General features: G+C 47.0%; 16 protein-coding genes. 8 read left to right on the forward strand and 8 right to left on the reverse strand.

The window, feature by feature from the left end; translation table 11 throughout:
* Window positions 1–34 precede the first annotated feature (34 nt).
* The gene (locus ACTJJJ_RS28455) at window positions 35–1,306 is read left to right on the forward strand and encodes a TlpA family protein disulfide reductase (protein WP_440703718.1); all 1,272 of its coding nucleotides are present in this window, start codon (window positions 35–37) and stop codon (window positions 1,304–1,306) included.
* 27 nt (window positions 1,307–1,333) lie between these two features.
* On the opposite strand, the gene ACTJJJ_RS28460 is transcribed toward ACTJJJ_RS28455, so the two are convergent.
* Window positions 1,334–4,315: a glycoside hydrolase family 38 C-terminal domain-containing protein gene (locus ACTJJJ_RS28460; RefSeq protein WP_426293877.1), complete on the reverse strand. Its 2,982-nt coding sequence runs from the start codon at window positions 4,313–4,315 to the stop codon at window positions 1,334–1,336.
* 324 nt (window positions 4,316–4,639) lie between these two features.
* Entirely contained in the window at window positions 4,640–4,936 is a 297-nt protein-coding gene (locus ACTJJJ_RS28465) for a hypothetical protein (RefSeq protein WP_426293876.1), read from the reverse strand.
* Between the two features lie 210 nt (window positions 4,937–5,146).
* Here ACTJJJ_RS28465 and ACTJJJ_RS28470 point away from each other — a divergent pair, with 210 nt between their 5' ends.
* The 3 genes from ACTJJJ_RS28470 (at window position 5,147) to ACTJJJ_RS28480 (ending at window position 8,299) form a co-directional block, all read left to right on the forward strand.
* Window positions 5,147–6,382 (forward strand): helix-turn-helix domain-containing protein, encoded by a 1,236-nt coding sequence (locus tag ACTJJJ_RS28470; RefSeq protein ID WP_426293875.1) that lies wholly within the window; start codon window positions 5,147–5,149, stop codon window positions 6,380–6,382.
* A gap of 148 nt (window positions 6,383–6,530) precedes the next feature.
* Window positions 6,531–7,163 (forward strand): outer membrane beta-barrel protein, encoded by a 633-nt coding sequence (locus tag ACTJJJ_RS28475; protein WP_426293874.1) that lies wholly within the window; start codon window positions 6,531–6,533, stop codon window positions 7,161–7,163.
* Between the two features lie 23 nt (window positions 7,164–7,186).
* Window positions 7,187–8,299 (forward strand): serine hydrolase domain-containing protein, encoded by a 1,113-nt coding sequence (locus ACTJJJ_RS28480; protein ID WP_426293873.1) that lies wholly within the window; start codon window positions 7,187–7,189, stop codon window positions 8,297–8,299.
* Between the two features lie 24 nt (window positions 8,300–8,323).
* On the opposite strand, the gene ACTJJJ_RS28485 is transcribed toward ACTJJJ_RS28480, so the two are convergent.
* From ACTJJJ_RS28485 to ACTJJJ_RS28495, 3 genes are all read right to left on the reverse strand, one after another.
* Entirely contained in the window at window positions 8,324–8,491 is a 168-nt protein-coding gene (locus ACTJJJ_RS28485; RefSeq protein WP_426293872.1) for a hypothetical protein, read from the reverse strand.
* Between the two features lie 108 nt (window positions 8,492–8,599).
* Window positions 8,600–9,595, reverse strand: coding sequence for a chemotaxis protein CheB (locus tag ACTJJJ_RS28490; protein ID WP_426293871.1), 996 nt, complete (start codon window positions 9,593–9,595; stop codon window positions 8,600–8,602).
* Between the two features lie 54 nt (window positions 9,596–9,649).
* Window positions 9,650–12,835 carry a CheR family methyltransferase gene (locus ACTJJJ_RS28495; RefSeq protein ID WP_426293870.1) on the reverse strand — a complete coding sequence of 1,062 codons (3,186 nt, stop codon included), beginning with the start codon at window positions 12,833–12,835 and terminating at the stop codon, window positions 9,650–9,652.
* Window positions 12,836–12,992: 157 nt separating this feature from the next.
* On the opposite strand from ACTJJJ_RS28495, the gene ACTJJJ_RS28500 reads away from it, so the two are divergent.
* Window positions 12,993–13,256, forward strand: a complete 264-nt coding sequence (locus ACTJJJ_RS28500) for a hypothetical protein (protein ID WP_426293869.1) — start codon at window positions 12,993–12,995, stop codon at window positions 13,254–13,256.
* 475 nt (window positions 13,257–13,731) lie between these two features.
* Here ACTJJJ_RS28500 and glgX read toward each other — a convergent pair whose 3' ends face one another.
* Together glgX and ACTJJJ_RS28510 are read right to left on the reverse strand one after the other, a co-directional pair.
* Window positions 13,732–15,930, reverse strand: a complete 2,199-nt coding sequence (glgX, locus tag ACTJJJ_RS28505; protein ID WP_426293868.1) for a glycogen debranching protein GlgX — start codon at window positions 15,928–15,930, stop codon at window positions 13,732–13,734.
* Between the two features lie 84 nt (window positions 15,931–16,014).
* On the reverse strand, window positions 16,015–16,284 hold the full coding sequence (locus ACTJJJ_RS28510) for a hypothetical protein (protein ID WP_188927969.1): 270 nt from the start codon (window positions 16,282–16,284) through the stop codon (window positions 16,015–16,017).
* A gap of 188 nt (window positions 16,285–16,472) precedes the next feature.
* Between ACTJJJ_RS28510 and ACTJJJ_RS28515 the strand changes: the two genes are divergently transcribed.
* Window positions 16,473–16,901: a response regulator gene (locus ACTJJJ_RS28515; protein ID WP_440703719.1), complete on the forward strand. Its 429-nt coding sequence runs from the start codon at window positions 16,473–16,475 to the stop codon at window positions 16,899–16,901.
* A gap of 84 nt (window positions 16,902–16,985) precedes the next feature.
* Window positions 16,986–17,438 (forward strand): alpha amylase C-terminal domain-containing protein, encoded by a 453-nt coding sequence (locus ACTJJJ_RS28520; RefSeq protein WP_426293866.1) that lies wholly within the window; start codon window positions 16,986–16,988, stop codon window positions 17,436–17,438.
* Window positions 17,439–17,731: 293 nt separating this feature from the next.
* Here ACTJJJ_RS28520 and ACTJJJ_RS28525 read toward each other — a convergent pair whose 3' ends face one another.
* Window positions 17,732–17,995, reverse strand: a complete 264-nt coding sequence (locus ACTJJJ_RS28525; protein ID WP_188927963.1) for a GlsB/YeaQ/YmgE family stress response membrane protein — start codon at window positions 17,993–17,995, stop codon at window positions 17,732–17,734.
* Between the two features lie 240 nt (window positions 17,996–18,235).
* Here ACTJJJ_RS28525 and ACTJJJ_RS28530 point away from each other — a divergent pair, with 240 nt between their 5' ends.
* Window positions 18,236–18,862: a hypothetical protein gene (locus ACTJJJ_RS28530; RefSeq protein WP_188927960.1), complete on the forward strand. Its 627-nt coding sequence runs from the start codon at window positions 18,236–18,238 to the stop codon at window positions 18,860–18,862.
* The last annotated feature ends 148 nt before the right edge of the window (window positions 18,863–19,010 follow it).

The following is a 19,010-nucleotide window of genomic DNA, read 5'->3' on the forward strand; positions in this document are numbered from 1 at the left end:
TCCCGGCAAAACCTGGTTCATTCGCACCATTAAAATGGTTCCTGACCAGGAGACCAGGCTTAGCGACACTATTCCCTCCGGGTCGGGAAGCAAGACTTATGTTTTGCCAGTAAGCTTACCGCAGAAAGTTACTCTGGCAACTTCCGGTAAGACCCTCACGCTGTTATTGACACCCGGCTCCACCCTGATATGCCATCTGGATTTCACCGATCTCACTATGGCTAGGTTCCATGGAACCGACAGCCTGGGGGTTATCAACGAGTACTTGATAAAAAAGAACTTCTCCGCCAGCATGCCCATTAGCGCACGACGAGCTAGTGCACTGCATACGGCGGCTAACTTGCAGGAATTAAGCGTCCAAATGGATGCTCTTTATCTTGAAGAGCTCCAATTCTTTAACAAAAACATCGGTAGACTACCTAAGTGGTACCAGCAGCACGAATATTGGGACATTCGATATGCCGATGCAACCGACCGAATGAATGCGGTTAATATGCGGGAACATTCACAAAATGTAAAAGAGCGGGTACCTATCCATTATTACCGCTTCTTAGATTCTCTCAATGTCAATAATCCAGCGGCCAAAAGCTGCGCTTCATACTATTACTTCCTGTACGAGGCTTTTAACAAAAGAATGAACGCGAATGACCTGGCAAATGGCACAAAATCCAGTTTTATTGATTATCATATTAATCAGGCAGGCCGGGAATTGTCATCGGAGGTATCGGATTTATTCAAAGCGTTTATTGTTCAATTAACCTTCAATCACTACAAGAGAGAAGTCGCAACTGAATATCTCAAAATTCACGGCGATATTTTCAGCGAAGATATTTGGAAAGCAGAACTGGAAGCCTACTTCAAATCGAAAGTGGTTCGTGCCGCGAAGGGTAAAATCCCCCCAAACTTTGTACTTGCTGACACGAAAGATTCGCTTACATGGCTAAGGTCTTTGAAAGGAAATGTGATTGTACTGTCTTTCTGGTTTGCGGGCTGTAAGCCCTGTATCGAAGAGTTTCCTGCCGAAAATGCATTGGCAGAAAAATTCAGAAACAAACCTGTCAGGATCGTTAGTGTATGCCTGAATACCTCCAAAGTCGTCTGGAAGACATGGAGTGAGCGTTTTGGTCTGAAAACCATCAATCTTTGGGCAAATACGGAGTGGGAGAAGACTATTATTGAAAAATACGATCTAAATGTATTTCCGAGATATGTATTAATAAACCGGGACTACGAGATTGCGGAAATGAATGCGGATAAGCCAAGCCAGGGAATGGAGGCCCAGATTAATTCACTGTTGGCGAGGTGATCTGAAAATGCCTTTCCCGTTGGTCAGCTATTTTTTATTATTACTCTCATTTGGAAATTTTGCTTCGATGGTCAGAAAACCCATGGCAGGAACAACTATCTCAGTGACCTCTCCCCTATTGTTAATTTTACCACTCTGATCAAGAATGGCTATCGATTCAGGTTTGCGAGCCATCCAATTCAATTTTACAACCTGGTCCTTCTCTGATACGGATCGAATTCTTAGCTCAGTATTATTTCCGGTAAGATCGGTCTTGAGAATTGATATGAGCACCTGATCACTACCTTCCAGAGATACCGGGCTTTCGATCCGCATAGTTTTATCTATTGCAGTGGCCATTAAAGGCTGGGCCTGTTCCACTCCAAAGCGATTGGCCCTTCCCGCGTCATAAGCAGCATTGCGTGGCAAAATCCGGTACCGAAATTCCATTTTACCTTGCTGGCTTAACGGGAAATTGGTGTGCCAATGGTTGTTCAATGCCCAGGAATAAACACTACTGCTGGGTTCTATTTTTTTTATCCACTCCTTCGAGTTAGTCGCAGAGCCTAAAACATTAGCCGTCATGCTCCCCACTTCGAAGACAGGGGCATCCAGGGAGCACCATGTGACCCCTTTGGTATTATTTCCAATATCCAGCCATCTTTGAAAACCGATCCAGTTTCTATTAGCGGCCGACAGTTGATTGCTATCTACGTCTATGACTCCCCAAGGAATATCTGCCCTAATAACCGGGTTTTTAATATCGAAGGCAAAACCAAAATGAATACCTTCTTTTTTAAGGACTGGTTTCTTATCCACTATATTCTTGATCTCGATGTATGGCTGGCCGGCAATAATGGTAATCTCCCGCGTTAAACTGTTACATCCTTCCGCATCTGATTCCACCAGGATTGAAGCCAACAATGGACCGTTTTCTTTAATTGATATTTTTGCATTAGAACCAGCGATACCTTTTCCGGTTTTGTCATCACCGAACAGATATCGAAAACTGTTAATTTTGGAATTGGCATCTGCAAACTCTTTTGATCCGCTTATCAAACTGGATATTTCACCTGTTTGGGGGTCAATCACCACCCTGACTATTCCGTTATCCAGCACATTGTTTTCAGCAAGTTTTTTTGACGTCTTAGTTTTTTTGTTTTTGAGCTGATACTTTTTTAAGCCGAATGCGGGAACATCTGCGGCCAGAAAAATAAGCTCGCCCGACGAAAGCCTTTGACTGGAAACCTTTCTCCCCTTTTCGTCTGCTATACCGTTAAATCTCCCGCTCTGCTGTGCAGTCAGATAAACCAAGCCCGATCGCTTCCAGGAGAGGGTATTGAAAACCCCGACGGCTGAACTTTCATCTTGCGAGACATTCGCTAACGTCAAATTCAACAATGACTTACTCGTTTTCTCTGCTTCTTGAAAAAAACCAAATTTCACCTGTAGAATATCGTTGGTAATCGGTTGTTTTGAGGGATCAAAATAACACCAGGTATGTTCGGTTCCCATACTCACATTGCGCCAGGCTTCCTTTATTTCGGCTCGCGGCGCAGGCTCACCCGGGTGCAGCATGGTCCAGAGCGTTTCATTCTGAATCAACCTCTCCTTAGTGTTTCGGTTCATACTGGTTTGTTTTGCAGCTGCGCCCAAACCATCAGTCCAGTACTCCGTAAAATCGCCGGATAAGACCGGCAACTGGTCAGCATATTTCTTTTCGAACGCCTGCATGATGTCGGTTGCGCCGGCAATAACCAGGTGAGGAAAGGCATAGTCCTCATTCCAGCTCTTGACCGCATCCGGCAAATCTGCATCGATCGGGGTATTATCTGCCATCGCCCAGGACATTGCAAAAATATCGTAAGGGTAAGAGCCAGACTTTTCCAGTTCTGGTAATTTCTCAGCAAGGTATTTGTCAACAAAGTGTTGCCGCGGATAGTCTGTTTTTACAATGGGTATCAGTTTGGTTGTGTCTGTCTGTCCCAGCATTTTTGGCCAATAATCATGGCCTTTCGCTCTTTCACCAGGTGTATAACTACCGGGTTGCAGGAAAAGGACTTTCGACTTGCCATCAATTCCCATCCACCAAAAAGGCTTAAAACTTAAATCGGTCGAAAGCCCTACCCGGTCGGAGCCATTGTTCATCGCAAAAACATATTTTACGCCAAGTTTGGCCGCAACAGGTACGATTCCCCACGACATTCCCGGCACGTCTACCTGAACAAATGTTTCGATCTTGGTCCCCGTCAATTTTTCAAGATCTTTACCATGTTCCAGAAACTCAAACATTTCTTCGTCCGCCGCAGCACTCGTATTGGTATTGACATAGCTGGCGTCCAGCCTCAGGTAACCTTTTCTTACGGCATCAATGATTTCTTGTTTTTGAGCAGGTGTTGCAGTTTTCAGGTACCTGTCCACAGGCCACAATACTTCCGGATTCCATAGGTAACGCGCCCCTTCCGGATACTCAGCTGTTTTTTTTGCCAGTGCAATGCCATTTACCAGGTTTCTTTTGTGTATAAATTCCACGTTGGCCTGCGTGTTTGTATATCCGATGTCAACATGGGAGTGGGGGTAAATGTAGACCGTCCATTGCCGGAGCGCCGGAACTTTTACAGTTCCCTTAAGTTCGCGGCTTGCGCACAAAAGCCTGAATTGCACTTCGCAATCTGTTTTTACGCCGGCACCAACAGGAAGCAAAGCCGCCAGGCTATCCGTTCCCTCTTTTATCGTTACATGGGTTATTTCTTTTTCTCCCAAACAGGTGATTTCAAGGGTACCTTTTCCAAAAAAACCCGGATCTGCCAGATGCAGCATAATCTCCCGTACCGGTTTTCTATCCTTACCATACCGGTAGAAAGGCTGCACTTTGCAAACAGGTTTCTGAGGTTTTGAGGCAGTATCCGAAGCAGGTATTGCCTTGATTATCTGCATATTTTGCGCCTGCAAAAGGGATGTGCTAAGCAATAAAACAAAAAGTATGTATAAGCCCGGAGTGCTCTCTTTCTTCAACTTAATTTGATCCATGTTTCTTGTTATTAGAATTACTCTTTCAATGCCTAGCACCTCCCCCACCTGCGTATCCCCACCGGATATGGGATACCCCAGCTGGCACTTTTCTGCATACCAAGTAAGGTTGATTCATTTGTACAAATGTATGTACATGTCAATGAAGTAAAAAAATAATCTAATAAAATATGAAATATTCCCAAATATGGTATTTGCCGACCGGCCAGCTTACCGCCCATTAAAGTATCGAAAAGAGCTTGCCTTCACATTGGCCTCTTTGAAGGTTATAATCCAAGGAAGAATGGGGTCAATTTTATCAGCCAATCTTCAAGGCTAAATAGCCTAGCGCATCGCCACTTTGGGAAGCCTCTTTTTTAGCGCTTTGGTTGCGAAAAACCCAAATAACAGGCATAGCGCGGTGATCGTAGAAACATTGATCCATGTCTCCAGATAATGCAAGAAGTGTTGTTCAGGCTCAACGAAACGAACGAAGGTGGCCGCAGCTGCCAACGATGAGAAGAAAAACGAAAGGAAGGCCATTCGAAACAAGTCGAGGGAGCTGCCTTTTAAAGATTGCATACATATCCATCTGCCGGTGTAAACATTCACAATCACGATGGCGAAAGTGAAAATTGCCATCCCGGGACGGTTAGGTGACAATCCCACAAAGATTGTTGAAGCACTGAAAAGCAGCACTATCAGACAAAACAAAAGGTGCCCGGATATCCTATTTTTAACCGTGTCGACCATTTTACTTCGGAGAAACATTATGATAGCCTATCTTGCTTTAAGATGTGAGTTCACAATTTAACGCTTTTGCAATTTAGAGCCTTGCTTCTACCCATGTAAATGTACAGTTTGATCATCAACGCAGCCACCGCCAGTTGCCTGTTCTTTTTAGCTATTCTGGCTATGACGAAAAGGAGCCATAATTCTCTTGGCTACCGGTTTCTTGCTGCACTTTTTGTGGGTCTCGCATTTGATTTTACAGACGAAATCCTTGCTACGATCGGTGTTTATTCCCGGTATCCCTGGCTGTGCGTAGCTTTTCAGCCGGGTTTGTACACATTTGCCCCTGTTATCTATTGGGCTACCGTGTACCTGACCTCGGTTTCGCAGAAATGGTCGCCGAAGATTTTCTATCATTTTATCCCCTATCTGGTCATCCTGCTGCTGTATCTCAAAGGCTACGTTTTTACAGATGACGACCTGAGAACATTAAGTGAAGCGGCTGTTTCCGTCGAACGCGACCCGGTCGATACTATTCTGGTGTCCCTGTTCTTTGTACAGGTTGCCCTTTACATGTACCGTTCCATCAGTACATTAAAGAAACACCGGAAAACGCTGCCGTTATTTGTATCCAACCTTTCCGACAATGACTATCACTGGCTTTCCAATGTGATGATCGGGCTGTGTGTTTTGTTTGCGGTTTCGTTTGCAGAGGTTTTTACGGACGGTGCGCACCAGTCCGGCGTTTTTCCGTCTGTTTACCTGGTCGGATTTTACTATGTCGGCCTTCAATTGGTACGGCAGCGGGATGTCTTTTCCTTCTCAAAAGAGCAGGCCGAGAGTCTGTCGAATCTTGTCGATGATCAGTCGCTGCCGGATTTCCCTGGCGGGGAAATCGACACAGCGCCCGGGATAGCGGAACCGGGTAAGCAACATCCGGATACCGTTTCCGAAAGTGAACAATCCGTTTCTCAGAAGAAGAAAACGATCAGTGACGAAAAGATCGCCCTTTTTCACCAGCGACTTTTAGCCATTATGGAAACGGAAAGACCTTACATGGATAGTGAAATCACATTGCCTAAACTGGCCAGGATGATTTTTCTCAATACCTACCAGACATCCTACCTGATCAATTCGGGCTTCAATGAGAATTTTTACAATTTCATCAACCGATACCGGCTGGAAAATTGTAAAAAAATGCTTGCCGGTAGTGAATTCGATCATTTGAGTATTCTCGACATTGCCTTCGAGTCGGGTTTCAATTCGAAAACTTCTTTTAATACTGCCTTCAAAAGATACACCGGTTGCTCCCCGAGAGAATTTCGCGAGCGTAGCAGAGCCCAGGGAAGATTTTAATTAAGTTCCGATTTATCATATAACTGATATTCAACAATTTAAACCCGAAATAAATACACAAACCCGAACGTTTGCGGTCGAGTCGGCAGGTACCTTTGCCCGGTAAAATTATCAATCCAACCCAAATACCAAACCGGGAGATTCCGCCATGAAATGTATTTCTCAATTCAAAGTCATTATTTCTCTTTTGTTTTTATGTCAATGCAGCTATGCGCAAAGCAAGCTGTCGGCCGGGGTGAGGTTTCTGCCATCAGCCACCATGTTCCGCTACAATACCGGCATTCCTATCGCCGATTTTCTCAAAATCGCACCGCACTATTCACGAATCCGTACGGCGCAGGGCGTGGGTATAACCTACAATCCGAGTAGAAAGCTGAATGTCGGGGCCGATCTGCTTTACGCTTTTCAGGGTGGCGGATTTGAGCAAAGACGAACCGATCTGGGCTACATGAATCTACCCTTATGGATCGGATACAATACCGCACCTGACAAAAAGCTGATTTTCACGATTCAATCGGGGATACAGCTTTCCTATCTGATCAATGCAAAACTTCAATACGAGAACGGCACCTCGGCCAACATTGCCCCGTACCTCCATAAAATGACCATCGGTGTGCCATTGGCTGTCGGGTTCAAATTCAGATTGACACCTTCATACATCCTCTCGACCCAGCTTTACCTGTCTTCCGATCTGAAATCGCTTTCCAGGACCAGCAAAGCGTTTGGTGTATACAATTATGTATTTCCGGGCCTCAGGATCGCCTTTGACCGCAACATTTAACAGCTTTTGAAATCAATATGAGCATGTCACAATTCAAATACGCCCTGCCTTTTGTCATCATCACAACATTGTTTTGCTCCTGCGAAAAAAAGGCCCCGGAGCCGACAACGGTCGGGGAAGCAGTAGACAACGTAGTTTATCCCTATATCGCAACAGGTGCGAATGTCGGCGTCATCGTCGGGGTAATCAAAGACGGTAAAAGGCAGCTATTCAGTTATGGAGAAAAGGAGCCGGGAGGTCGGGAACAGATCAGCCCGACGTCGGTGCTCGAAATAGCTTCCATTACGAAGACTTTTACAGCCATTGCGCTGGCAGACATGCATTTGCGTGGCGAGCTGAACCTGGACGATCCCATAGAAAAGTACCTGCCCTTGCATGTTAAAATCCCCTCCTTCAATGGAAAAAAGATCACCCTCCGACACCTGGCAAACCATACGTCGGGGCTTCCAAGGTTACCTTCCAACATGGACGACGATGCCTATAACCCATACATCGGTTATAGCGAACAGAAGATGTACGAATTCATCAACAGCTACACCCTGGGACGCGAGCCCGGTAGCAAGTTCGAATATTCGAATGTAGGATATGGTTTGTTAGGACAGATCCTGAGCCTCCGCAGCAAGCTGAGCTACGAAGAAATGATAAAGCGGAACGTATTGAAACCGCTGGGGATGCAACACACTACGGTTTCATTCACGGAAGCGCAGCGTTCAAACCTGGTAAGCGGCCATCACGGCAATAAGGCAGTCGAGTCGTGGAGTAAGTATATGGAAAACATCCTTCAGGGAACCGGATCATTGATTTCCAGCCTGGACGATATGCTGATTTTCCTCGAAGCGAATATGATTTCGACTGGCAATCCGCTCAAAGAAGCTATGCGTCTCACGCACCAACATACGTTCAGCCACAAAGGCGATTATCAGGACGGAATTGGCCTGGGATGGACGCTGGTTGCTTTTGACCAAAAGAATTATATCTGGAAAAACGGCGGCAATGGCGGCTACACCTCCTTTATTGGTTTCGACCGATCATCCAAAACCGGCGTGGTGATCCTATCGAACTCTTCGATGAACCCGGACCCTTTTCAGACACAAATGGGGTTTGAAATTCTGCGGGCCGTGAATGGGAAGTTGTAGCTGCAAATGGAGCAACGTCGTAAACTACCAGTTCAGAAACACCATTCCAACCCCGCAGATCGTGATGGTCAGGCCACCCAGCGCATGCAGAGCCGTGTGGTTGGGTATGGCCCCGCAAGCGATGGAAAAGATAGCCATTCGCCCCTGGATCCAAATAAGCATATGTATCAATATCCTGGTGACGATGCTCATGCTGCCATGCTTTTAACGCCATTTGTGGAATAGCAGGGCCTTGGCCACACATATGGTTTGGAATCGCCTTGGAAGCGTGTGAGAGGCCGGCGGGGAGAATTCAGGGCTTCAAGCGGATGCGTCTTGGGTAGCTTCCTCGCCGTCAGCAAGCAGGATCGCCTTGATCCGGTCAATATGGATCTGGGACAGTTTTGCCCGTTCCAATGCGGAAGTGCCGACTGCACCGGTTTGCCCCTTTGCAAAAGTGGTAAGCAGGTTCCTTCGCTCCTCGAACATGCGCAGCGCAGTCCACATGCTCTCTTCGATCTTTAATGTTTGCTCGGTTATCAATGCTTGTGCGGTATAAGCGTGACCCACATGGCAGCGGAACCGGGTGGAGGGCCCGTCATCCATTTTCCAGAGAACGCCTCCACAACCGGGGCAATTGAAAGGGACCTGCTCGCCCAATGCGTTTACGGCGGGCAGATCGCTTAATACACGTTTGGCGATTTTTGCCTCAATCAGTATATCTTTCGGGATTGGTATCTTCTTAGCCGTTTTCGACGCCAAAAGCAGATAAAGCAAACCTCCCATTTCAGAAATCGGGACGCAATAGTCCACTTTTACCTGGCTTAAAGCATTAGCGGGCATATCAGGATATTCCGCGTCTTGCGGATCCTGCACAATCAAAGTCCCGCCGCATCGCCTGATAGCAATCAGACCGACCGTCCCGTCATCCAGGTAACCAGTTAAAAGAACCCCGATCACGCGATTGCCGAATACTACCGCAGCCGACCGAAACAAGGGGTCGATCGCAGGCCGGGAGCGGTTCTCTTGCGCGCCCTTCGTCACCAGGATACGCTGGTCGTCGCCGACCATCAGGTGATGATCGGAAGGTGCCAGGTATAAATGCCCGTCTTTCAGGGTTGCCCCGCTTACGGCCTTTTCGCATTTTATGTTGCTTTGCTGATCAAGTGCATCTAAAAGCAAATTCCCGGTCGCGTCGGCTGAAATATGCATGACGACTAATATCAGTGCAGGGAAACTCGGTTGGAGCTGATTGATTAATGCTCTTAACGCACTGAGCCCGCCTGCTGATGTGCCTATCACTATCACTTTTCCCATTGGACCTTGCCTGATTAGTCATAACAATACGTCGAAAGAGAATTTTGAGAGCTATTACAAAAGCCCTGCCACAGGAAAATAGATTACGAACTTACTTCCGGTGCCGGGCGCGCTCTCAACACGGATACTTCCGCCTGCGGCGTCAATGATCTTTTTGGCAAGGTAAAGCCCTATCCCCTGTCCTTCACGGTCAATCCCGAGCCTGCCGTATTTATCAAAGATCTTGTCGAGATCACTTTCTGCCATGCCAATACCATTATCCTGAACGGACAGAACGGTGAAATCGTTACCTGCCGATGTCTGGATGGTAATTGCCGGTGCTTCGTCGGAGCGATATTTAATGCCATTTGAAACCAGGTTAAAAAGAATACTTCTCATATTCTTTTTCGAAAAATGGATCTGACCGACTTTCAAATCGCTTTGAATGACAGCACCACTTTGCTTTATCTTATCCCCAAGGCTCCATAGAATGTTGTCTACAATTTCATCCAGTTCTACCATTTCCTTTGATCCTGCTTCATCTTCAATGCTGGCTACTGCACCGATATCCTTAACCAGAGACCTGAATTTTTCAACTGAATTGCGGATGGCCCCTATGAGAGGTTGCATGTCGGGGTTATCAACTTGCATATGCTCGATTAAACCAATACCTGCCGCGATACTTCCCAGCGGTTCAAGCAGGTCATGGGATGCAGTATGGACGAAATTGTCCAGATCGGCGTTAATACGCGTCAGGATTTCATTCTTTTTGTCCAGCTGGCGTTGAATATCTTTCAGGTTCGTAATGTCATTAAAGGTGATGATTGCACCGGTCCTCTTGTTGCCAAGCTGCTGGATGTAAGGCATCGTCATGACCTGATACCACTTACCATCATTAGCTTGTACCTCCCGGGTAACGGGATAACCATTTTCAACGACCTGGCCGACATCATCTGCAATGGTTTCAAACCTGAAATTAGTCGAGATATTACTCAGCGACCGACCAATGTCGCTTTCCAGCAAGTTGATATGCCGGACTGTTCCAGGGGAAAACCGCATTAGCCGAAGTTCCGAGTCAACAAAGAGCTGCCCGTTAATATTGCTTTTGAAATAGTTGTTCAGATCGTCATTAAGCTCTAAAAGCTCCTTGTTCTTGAGCTGGTAGTCAGCATTGATTGTATGCAACTCTTCATTAATTGACTGCATTTCTTCGTTGGTGCTCTGCATTTCCTCGTTGGCCGATAGCAGCTCTTCATTAAAAGACTGCATATTCTCGTTGAGCGCAAACAGCTTTTCGCTGGCGGTAGCCAGTTGGTCCTTTTGATCCTTATTTTCCTGTTCCAAAAACCTGGAATAGTCGTCCAGGTAGAGCTTCTCGTCAAACTCCATTGTGCCAGAGAGCAAATCCGACCGGTCATCCTCGGTAAACTGGATAACCAGAAACCCGTTCGGCCGGCCTTTGTAAATCATGGGACTTACCGACAGGCTTACTTTGATCTTTTCCTGGTTTTGTTGGATGAAGATACCAGTTACCTGCGCTCTTCGCTGGGTTTCACCGACCTTATTGCGCGCCGTCTTAAACGCGATGCTGAGAGGCCCAGGTAAAAGTTCTGTTAAATCGGAAGTAAAGTTCCTTTGATGCAAGAACCTGCTTGTAGGGCCGTAGGATTTGAGCACCTTGTTGTTTTCATCAATGCAGACGATCAGTCGCTGCTCCTCGCTGAATACCGTTTCATTGATCGCTCCATCCAGGGTGCGTTCAGGAGTTTTGGCGACTTCCGGTTGGGACGGCCGTAAGCTGGCCGGCTTGTGATATATGTATTCGGGTATGGTAAAGCCCTCAAAATTTACGGCTGGGCCAGCATCGAGCTTCTTGTAGATTTTCGATTTCTTGTCGACAATTTTCAGCCCTTTCAATATAGGTAACGGGTTCTCGCTCGAACCTAGAAACAAATAGCCTTCGGGCTTAAGCCCAAAAAAAAGCATTTGATAGATTTTCTGCTGCAAGGCGGGTGTCATGTAGATCAGCAGGTTACGGCAGCTGATCAGGTGCATATTACAATACGGTGGATTTTTCACAATGTCGTGCCGCGAAAAGATGACCATTTTCCGTATTTCGGCCGTCACCTTATAGCCATTGCCTTCCTGCACGAAGTATTTTTCCAGATGTGCTGGTGTTGTCTGGGAAACCACGGCGGGTGTGTAGATACCTTTACCCGCATGGGTCAGCGCAGCAGTGTCGATATCGGTAGCAAAAATTTTTACTTGACGGTCTTTGATACTTTCTCCTAAAATTTCACTTACCATGATCGCCATCGAATACGCTTCCTCGCCTGTCGCGCAACCGGCCACCCATATCCTGATTTCCTGATCAGGTGCAAGACCATTCACTATTGCGGGGAGCACCTTCTTTTCGAGGCAGTCAAATGCTTCCGTGTCACGGAAGAAAGCGGTCACACTGATCAGAAAATCTTTGGCCAGCGCTTCTATCTCCTGCGGGGAACCCTTGGCGAAGGCCAGGTAGTTGTCTAGCTTTTCAAAGTTGTTATAAGCGGCCCTTCGTTTGATCCGTCTCAAAATGGTCGATTCCTTGTAGTCGGAGAAATCCAGCGGTAGTTGCTGGCTGATCAGCTCAACCAACCCGGCCATATTCTCGACATCGGACATGCCTGCTGCCAGCAATCCTATTTCCCGCTTCACATAGTCCTCAATGACCTTGGGCATAGCTTCCGGCTCGACAATAAAATCCACCAAGCCTGTGGCAACCGCATTGGAAGGCATACTGTTGAATTCGGTTGTTTCCGGGTTTCTGGCAATTACCATCCCTCCTGCCCTCTTGATCGCTTTCAGCCCGTCACTACCGTCGGAGCCAAGGCCTGACAAGATCACCCCTATCGCTTTGGGACCGTAATCGACGGCGAGGGAGGAAAAAAATGTATTAATGGTCAGGTGAGGACCTTTGACATTGCCTTTTTCACTTAAATGTAAATGACCGTTTCTAACGATCATAAACTTGTCGCCTGGGATAATATAGACAAAGTTGGTTTCCAGCCCCATGCCATCTTCTGCCTGTATCATTACCAGTTGGCTGTATCTGGACAGGACCTCTGCCAACCGGCTTTCATAGTCGGCAGACAAATGCTGGACAACAATATAGGAAACGCCGTCCAGGCGTGTGTTTTCAAAAAATGAAATCAGCTCATCCAGCCCACCGGCCGATGCGCCGATGGCAACAATGTGATGTGGTTCAATCGATTTCATACGTAGCCAATAATAAAGTATACCCCGCTTTCTTACCCTCACTGTTTCAGGTACTATAATTGAGCCAAAGATATGCCTGGCAGCGACAAATCTGATGGTATTCATTGAAATGGGTATGATTTTTGTTAAGCGGCCGCGTACTAAAAGATCAATGTTTATGGAAAACTTAAGAAAGGCTGATCATGGAGAAGGCAAGGTGGCGGAAGCAATTGAAGAACAGACTTCCAAGTTACCTTCCGATATTTTCCTGTGGGCATCAGTGGGCGTTATGGGTGTGTCGCTTGCTCTAAAGATCATGGGACGTAAACACACCGCTCTGTTTGTCGGGCAATTGGCCTCGCCGATTTTACTGATGGGGGTCTACAACAAGATCGTCAAAACACAGGGACACGACCAGCAGGAGACCGTCTCTAATTTTTGATGGCTGGACGATATTAAAACCGGCCCGCAATAAACATAAAGGTCACTGCAAGGTGACCTTTATGTTGGAGTGGAAACACATCAGGCCCGTGGTTGGTCCCACATTTTTGTAAATACTGAAAATTCCGCACGCTTTCATATATACGTGGCCTACACTCCCAAGGCTGCCCGCTTCTAAGCGTGAAAAACAGCCGTTGCCTGCACGCTTTCGCCCGTCGCATCGGCTTTAACTAAATAAGGCTGCGTTGAAAGGCAATGAACAAACCAGGATCATGATTCCCATCAGCACCCCGAGTTGGGGAATTTGCGTGGAAGGTGATGCGATTGCACCAATCAGCAAAGCAAGGTTAAATGATAGCGGTCCGGATAAGAACTTCCAGCAGAAACTCGGCAGCGCCTGGCCAAACAGTATGCGATCTCATTCCCAAGGAAGAATATCTTCCTTTTTCATTTCAAATTGAGTGAGGCAACTGAAATTAAGTATTGGTTTTGTCGCTTCCTGCGTCTGAGCATTTCAATACCATTACAGTACGCGCAGGAACTGTAAGTTTATCGCCGGACTTGAAATCATCACCCTTCTCAGCGATCATTCCCGCATCGGTATCGATCACCACGTGCCAGCCATCGCCACATTCATCGGAGGGCAGCATAAAATCGATGCGATCGCTGGTACGATTGAAAATAAGCAAGAAACTGTCGTCCACCAGCCGCTCTCCATCCATATTTACGCACCGGATACCCCGACCATTTAGGTAAACGCCCAAGATGGTTGGATCCTCGGTTTCCCACTGTTCATCGCGTATCTGGCTGCCATCCGGCAGTAGCCACATGATGTCCTTGGCGTCCGTACCGTGAAGCGACAGCCCTTGAAACCAGCGCCGGCGGCGGAACGAGGGATGACCTTTACAAAATCTGATCAAACCTCTGGTAAAATCGAGCAGTGCCGAATCTGCGTTTTGCCACGAGATCCAGGAGATTCTGTCATCGTGACAATAACTGTTGTTGTTACCACCCTGGGTGCGCCCAAGCTCATCTCCTGCCACCAGCATCGGCACTCCCTGCGAGAGGAACATGGTCGCCAGCAAATTGCGTTTTTGCTTCCGGCGGAGGTGGTTGATACTTTCATCATCGGTTTCGCCCTCGGCACCGCAGTTCCATGACCGGTTATCGTCTGCGCCGTCCTTATTGTCTTCACCATTGGCCTCATTATGCTTTTCGTTATAGGAAACTAGGTCATGAAGCGTAAAGCCGTCATGTGCTGTGATGAAGTTGATGCTTGCAGTAGGCCGACGGTAGTCGCCCCGGTAAAGATCCGGGCTGCCTGTAAACCGGTTTGCAAATGTGCTGAAACTGATCACTTCCCCTCGCCAGAAATCGCGGATCTCGTCCCGGAACTTGTCGTTCCATTCTGCCCAGCCAGCAGGAAATTTGCCCACCATATAGCCCTCCTCACCAATGTCCCAGGGTTCGGCAATGAGCTTGACCTGCGAAATGACCGGGTCCTGATGTATGATGTTAAAAAAGGAGCTAAGGGTATCCGTCTCGTGTAACGTGCGGGCGAGCGTAGAGGCAAGATCAAACCGGAAACCGTCCACGTGCATTTCGGTGATCCAGTAACGCAGACTGTCCATGATCAGAGCGAGCACATTGGGAAGTTGTACATTCAGTGTGTTACCAGTACCGGTATAATCCATATAATAGCGCTGGTTTTCCGGGATAAGCCGGTAATAGGAAGCGTTGTCAAAGCCTTTGAAGGAAAGCGTCGGACCCAAATGGTTGCCTTCGGCGGTATGGTTGTAGACAACATCCATGATCACCTCGATACCCGCCTTATGCAGCTGCTTTACCATATTTTTAAACTCGGTAACCTGCTCTCCGCCGCGACCGCTGGCGCTGTAACGCGCATCCGGGGCGAAGAAGCCCAGTGTATTGTACCCCCAATAGTTGGTAAGGCCCTTTTCGAGCAAATGCTGATCGGCCACAAACTGGTGAACGGGCATAATTTCAAGGGCTGTAATACCGAGTGATTTCAAGTAATCGATGGCAACCGGGTGAGCCAGTGCCGCGTAGGTTCCACGGATGTCTTCCGGAATATCGGGATGCAAGGCCGTCATGCCCTTGACGTGCGCCTCGTAGATGATAGAGTCGTGGTAGGGAATTTCCAGGCGGGCCTCGTCTTCCCAGTCAAACCGGCTATCAATGACGACAGATTTGGGAATGAATGAGGCGCTGTCGCTTTCACTGAAACTTGCATCCTCCTGCTCGCTCCCTATCTGGTAGCCAAATAAAGCTTTATCCCATTTCAATTCACCGGCGAGTGCCCGGCTGTAAGGGTCTACCAGCAGCTTGTTGGGATTGAAGCGGTGACCGTTTTCCGGCTCATACCGGCCATGAACACGGTAGCCGTATAGCTGCCCTACTTTGAGGCCAGGTACGTAAACGTGCCAGACGTGGTGTGTAACTTCCTCAATTTTAATTTTGATATATTCCTCTTTATCGTTTTCGCTTTCGAACAGGCAAAGCTCCATTCCATCGGCGTTTTCAGAGAAAACTGCAAAATTCACCCCGTTTTCATCGGGGGTCGCACCCAGCGGAAACGGTTTTCCCGGCAATGCTTTAAGTTGCCGGGAAGCCGGGGCCTCAAGCAGTTCATTTTCTATGTGTCTGTCCGGCATATCGTCTGTTGAGAAAGTGGGATTAATAAATTGGTTTGCAGCTCGCAGTTCTGCTGTTTAGTCGTTATTTTTTCTTTTTTTCCGTTACTCAGGCACTTTGACATCGTGCTTTCTGCTGGTTGAATCAGCGTTCAGATTAGATTGGTTGGAAGGATAACCAAGGCTGTCGTCCTGATTATCTTCACCTACGCCCGAGGTTGACCTGCTGGTCGCCCCGCTACTGTCGTTGGGGGTAGTTTGCGATGCACTTCCCGAACCGGCACTCCTGTTGGTATCATCGTTCCCTGTCCCGCAGGAAGATACAGCTATGCACAGGCCCAGCAACAATGCCCCCAAAAGTCTGATAGTTTTCATGATAAAATGCGTTTACAAGTTTGCGACTCTCAAAGGCCGAGGGCGTTTCCATGGCAAGCGGAATTATAAAAGCCATGCCAGAAAACTTCCGGACAACAAAGGTTAGGTATGGGCGCAGGCGAAGAGAACTTTAAAAAGTGTAGGTGGCACCATTTTTTTATACTTCCCTTTTCATATATGGCAATCCCATGGATAAAACTGGTTTAATTATCATTATCGAAGATGACCCCGACGATCAGTTTGTGCTGGAAGAGGTATTTAGAGAACTAGGCTATTTAAACAAAAGAATTTATTTCGCAGATGGATTATCGGCCCTGGACTATCTCTATACAACCACCGAACGGCCTTTTATCATAATTTCTGATATCAATCTGCCGAAATTAAACGGACTTGAACTCAGAAAAAAAGTGCAGACCGACGCCGCACTAAGTCTTAGATGTATTCCCTACATATATTTTACAACAGCCATTAATCAGCGGGTTGTTATCGATGCGTATAGTACTTCCGCGCAAGGCTTTTTTGTTAAACCCGGAGCATTCGAGGAAATAAAAGAAACCATCAGGATCATGATCGAATATTGGAAAAAGTGTGCAGCTCCGAATAATTTTGATGGCTAGCGACTGTACTTACGATTGCTCATTTTTTAAAATCTACGAGCAATATCAAACTAAAACAAAATATCAAAGCGGGACAAATCGATCATGACCTTAGAAAATAGCTTCCCCATGGAAGGAACAAAAGACAAACGCTTTTCAGCTTTCTTGACTGCCTTTCAACTCAGACCTGATTTGATGAAAGACCTTCAAACACTTATAGAAAAGCGCCCGGATCTGCTATTTGGGGAACATCACTGGCGGACTATTTCTGAAAATGGGACTAATTTTAGCTTCCCTGAAACCGGTAGGCCTCATAATAATGTAGTCGCATTTTCCCGAATTTTAAGTGGAAGGGAAATATTGTGCGCGATCAACCTTCATCATCAAGATGACGCTATCGTTTACGTTACTTTGGATAACAGTTTGCATCCGAGTGGCTCCCGAATGACTTGCTTGTATGCGTCGGCCCCTAGTCCTGGTGAACTAAATGTGGAAGACAGGAATGGAAAAGCAGTCCGGCTTACGATCCCGCCCGGATCGCTTGTCGTATATGGCTGATCAACTCTAAAAAGCATTCAACATAAGTCTTTCTACGGCCCTTGCACCTACTGCGGGCTCCGGACATGAAGTATCGTCTCCGTTTAAAGCCGTTTGGCAACGTCACAGATACCAATCATGTGAAATAGACAGATGAGACTCTTAACTGTATCCATCTCTACTCCTCCAATCACTCCCTCTGTTGAACTGTTCGGAAATTCCGATTAGCTCCGCCTTCATGCTCAATTAAGTTGATGCGCTTTTTGCGAGAATAGTACAATCCCAAATCCAGTCACTTAGATGCGGCAGCCTCTTTAAGACCGGTTCTGGCCGGCAGCAAACTTTCTGTAAATGAACAGAAGAAGAACTGAACCTAAAACTGCGACAAACAGACTCCCAATATTGAAGCCATCAACTGTTCCGTAGCCCAGCAATGAGGAAATCCATCCACCAACGACCGCACCAACAATTCCAATTATAATTGTCAGGAAAAAGCCGCCCGGATCCTTGCCCGGATGGATGGCCTTCGCAATTGCACCTGCGACAAGTCCAATAATAATCCATGTGATGATTCCCATATGTAATGTTTGATTGTTTATTAAGCACCTCGTCAAAAACTATGCCGGTTCGAACCAAATCGTCGGAATACACATCAATCAATTAAATCAGATTGTAACAATAGGTAACCGCATTGAGGTAAACCAAATCAGCATGGCACCATTTCCGGAAGACGGTCCAGCTCCTATCGCATGCGTACTCGGCACAGATATTTTGATCATCAGCAATCAATAAATTATGAACATTAAACCTTTTGTTTTATGGCAAAGACAGTCGTAGGGATTTTTGAATACGAAAGTGATGCGCAGAATGCACAAAATCACTTGCTTTCTAACGGGTTCGGTGATGGCGATGTAGATATTAAAATTGCAAGCTACAAGTCCGGGGACAATGATTCATCCGCCGACTCGGATGAAAATGCGTTTGAAAGGATTACTAATTTCTTCAAAGAACTTTTCAAAGGCGATCGTCACGAGACCGAACGATATACGGAAGCCGGCAAACGAGGCAGTATTGTTACGGTTCATGCCGGAAGCTCGGATGAGGCAGTCGCTGCCGCCCAGATCATGGACAAGTTCGGCGCCATTGACGTAACCAACAGTCAATCCGTTTCCCAGCCAGGCAAGCGATATGAAGATCCGATTGTTAATCCACCCGGTGTCTCAGACGGCGATCAATTAACGCCTAACAGCGTGGACGCACGCGGTTTGTATCTAAAAAGTAGGATCATTGACAGGCCGCTGCCGCAGGAACAACGCCTTCGCCAACAACCCTTTTCAATTGAGCCCCCAGAGAGTACAACGCCCCAGCAGCAGGCACCCGAGCTGAACAATACAGTCGCTCAACGCGATGCATTAATCAAGGAAATCATTGATAAGGATAAATGAAAGTAAATCAGAAATGCAAAACCGGCGGTTCTTGATACACCGCCGGTTTTGCATGAGTGTATATTTTTCCCTGATTGGGATTCGGCAATCGCCATTCTGGCAAAAATTCGGTCGCAAAGCCCCTTCATGTGGCCCGCGGCCACCCAGA

Origin of the sequence: Dyadobacter sp. 22481, assembly GCF_052044875.1 — a bacterium.
GTDB lineage: Bacteria > Bacteroidota > Bacteroidia > Cytophagales > Spirosomataceae > Dyadobacter > Dyadobacter endophyticus.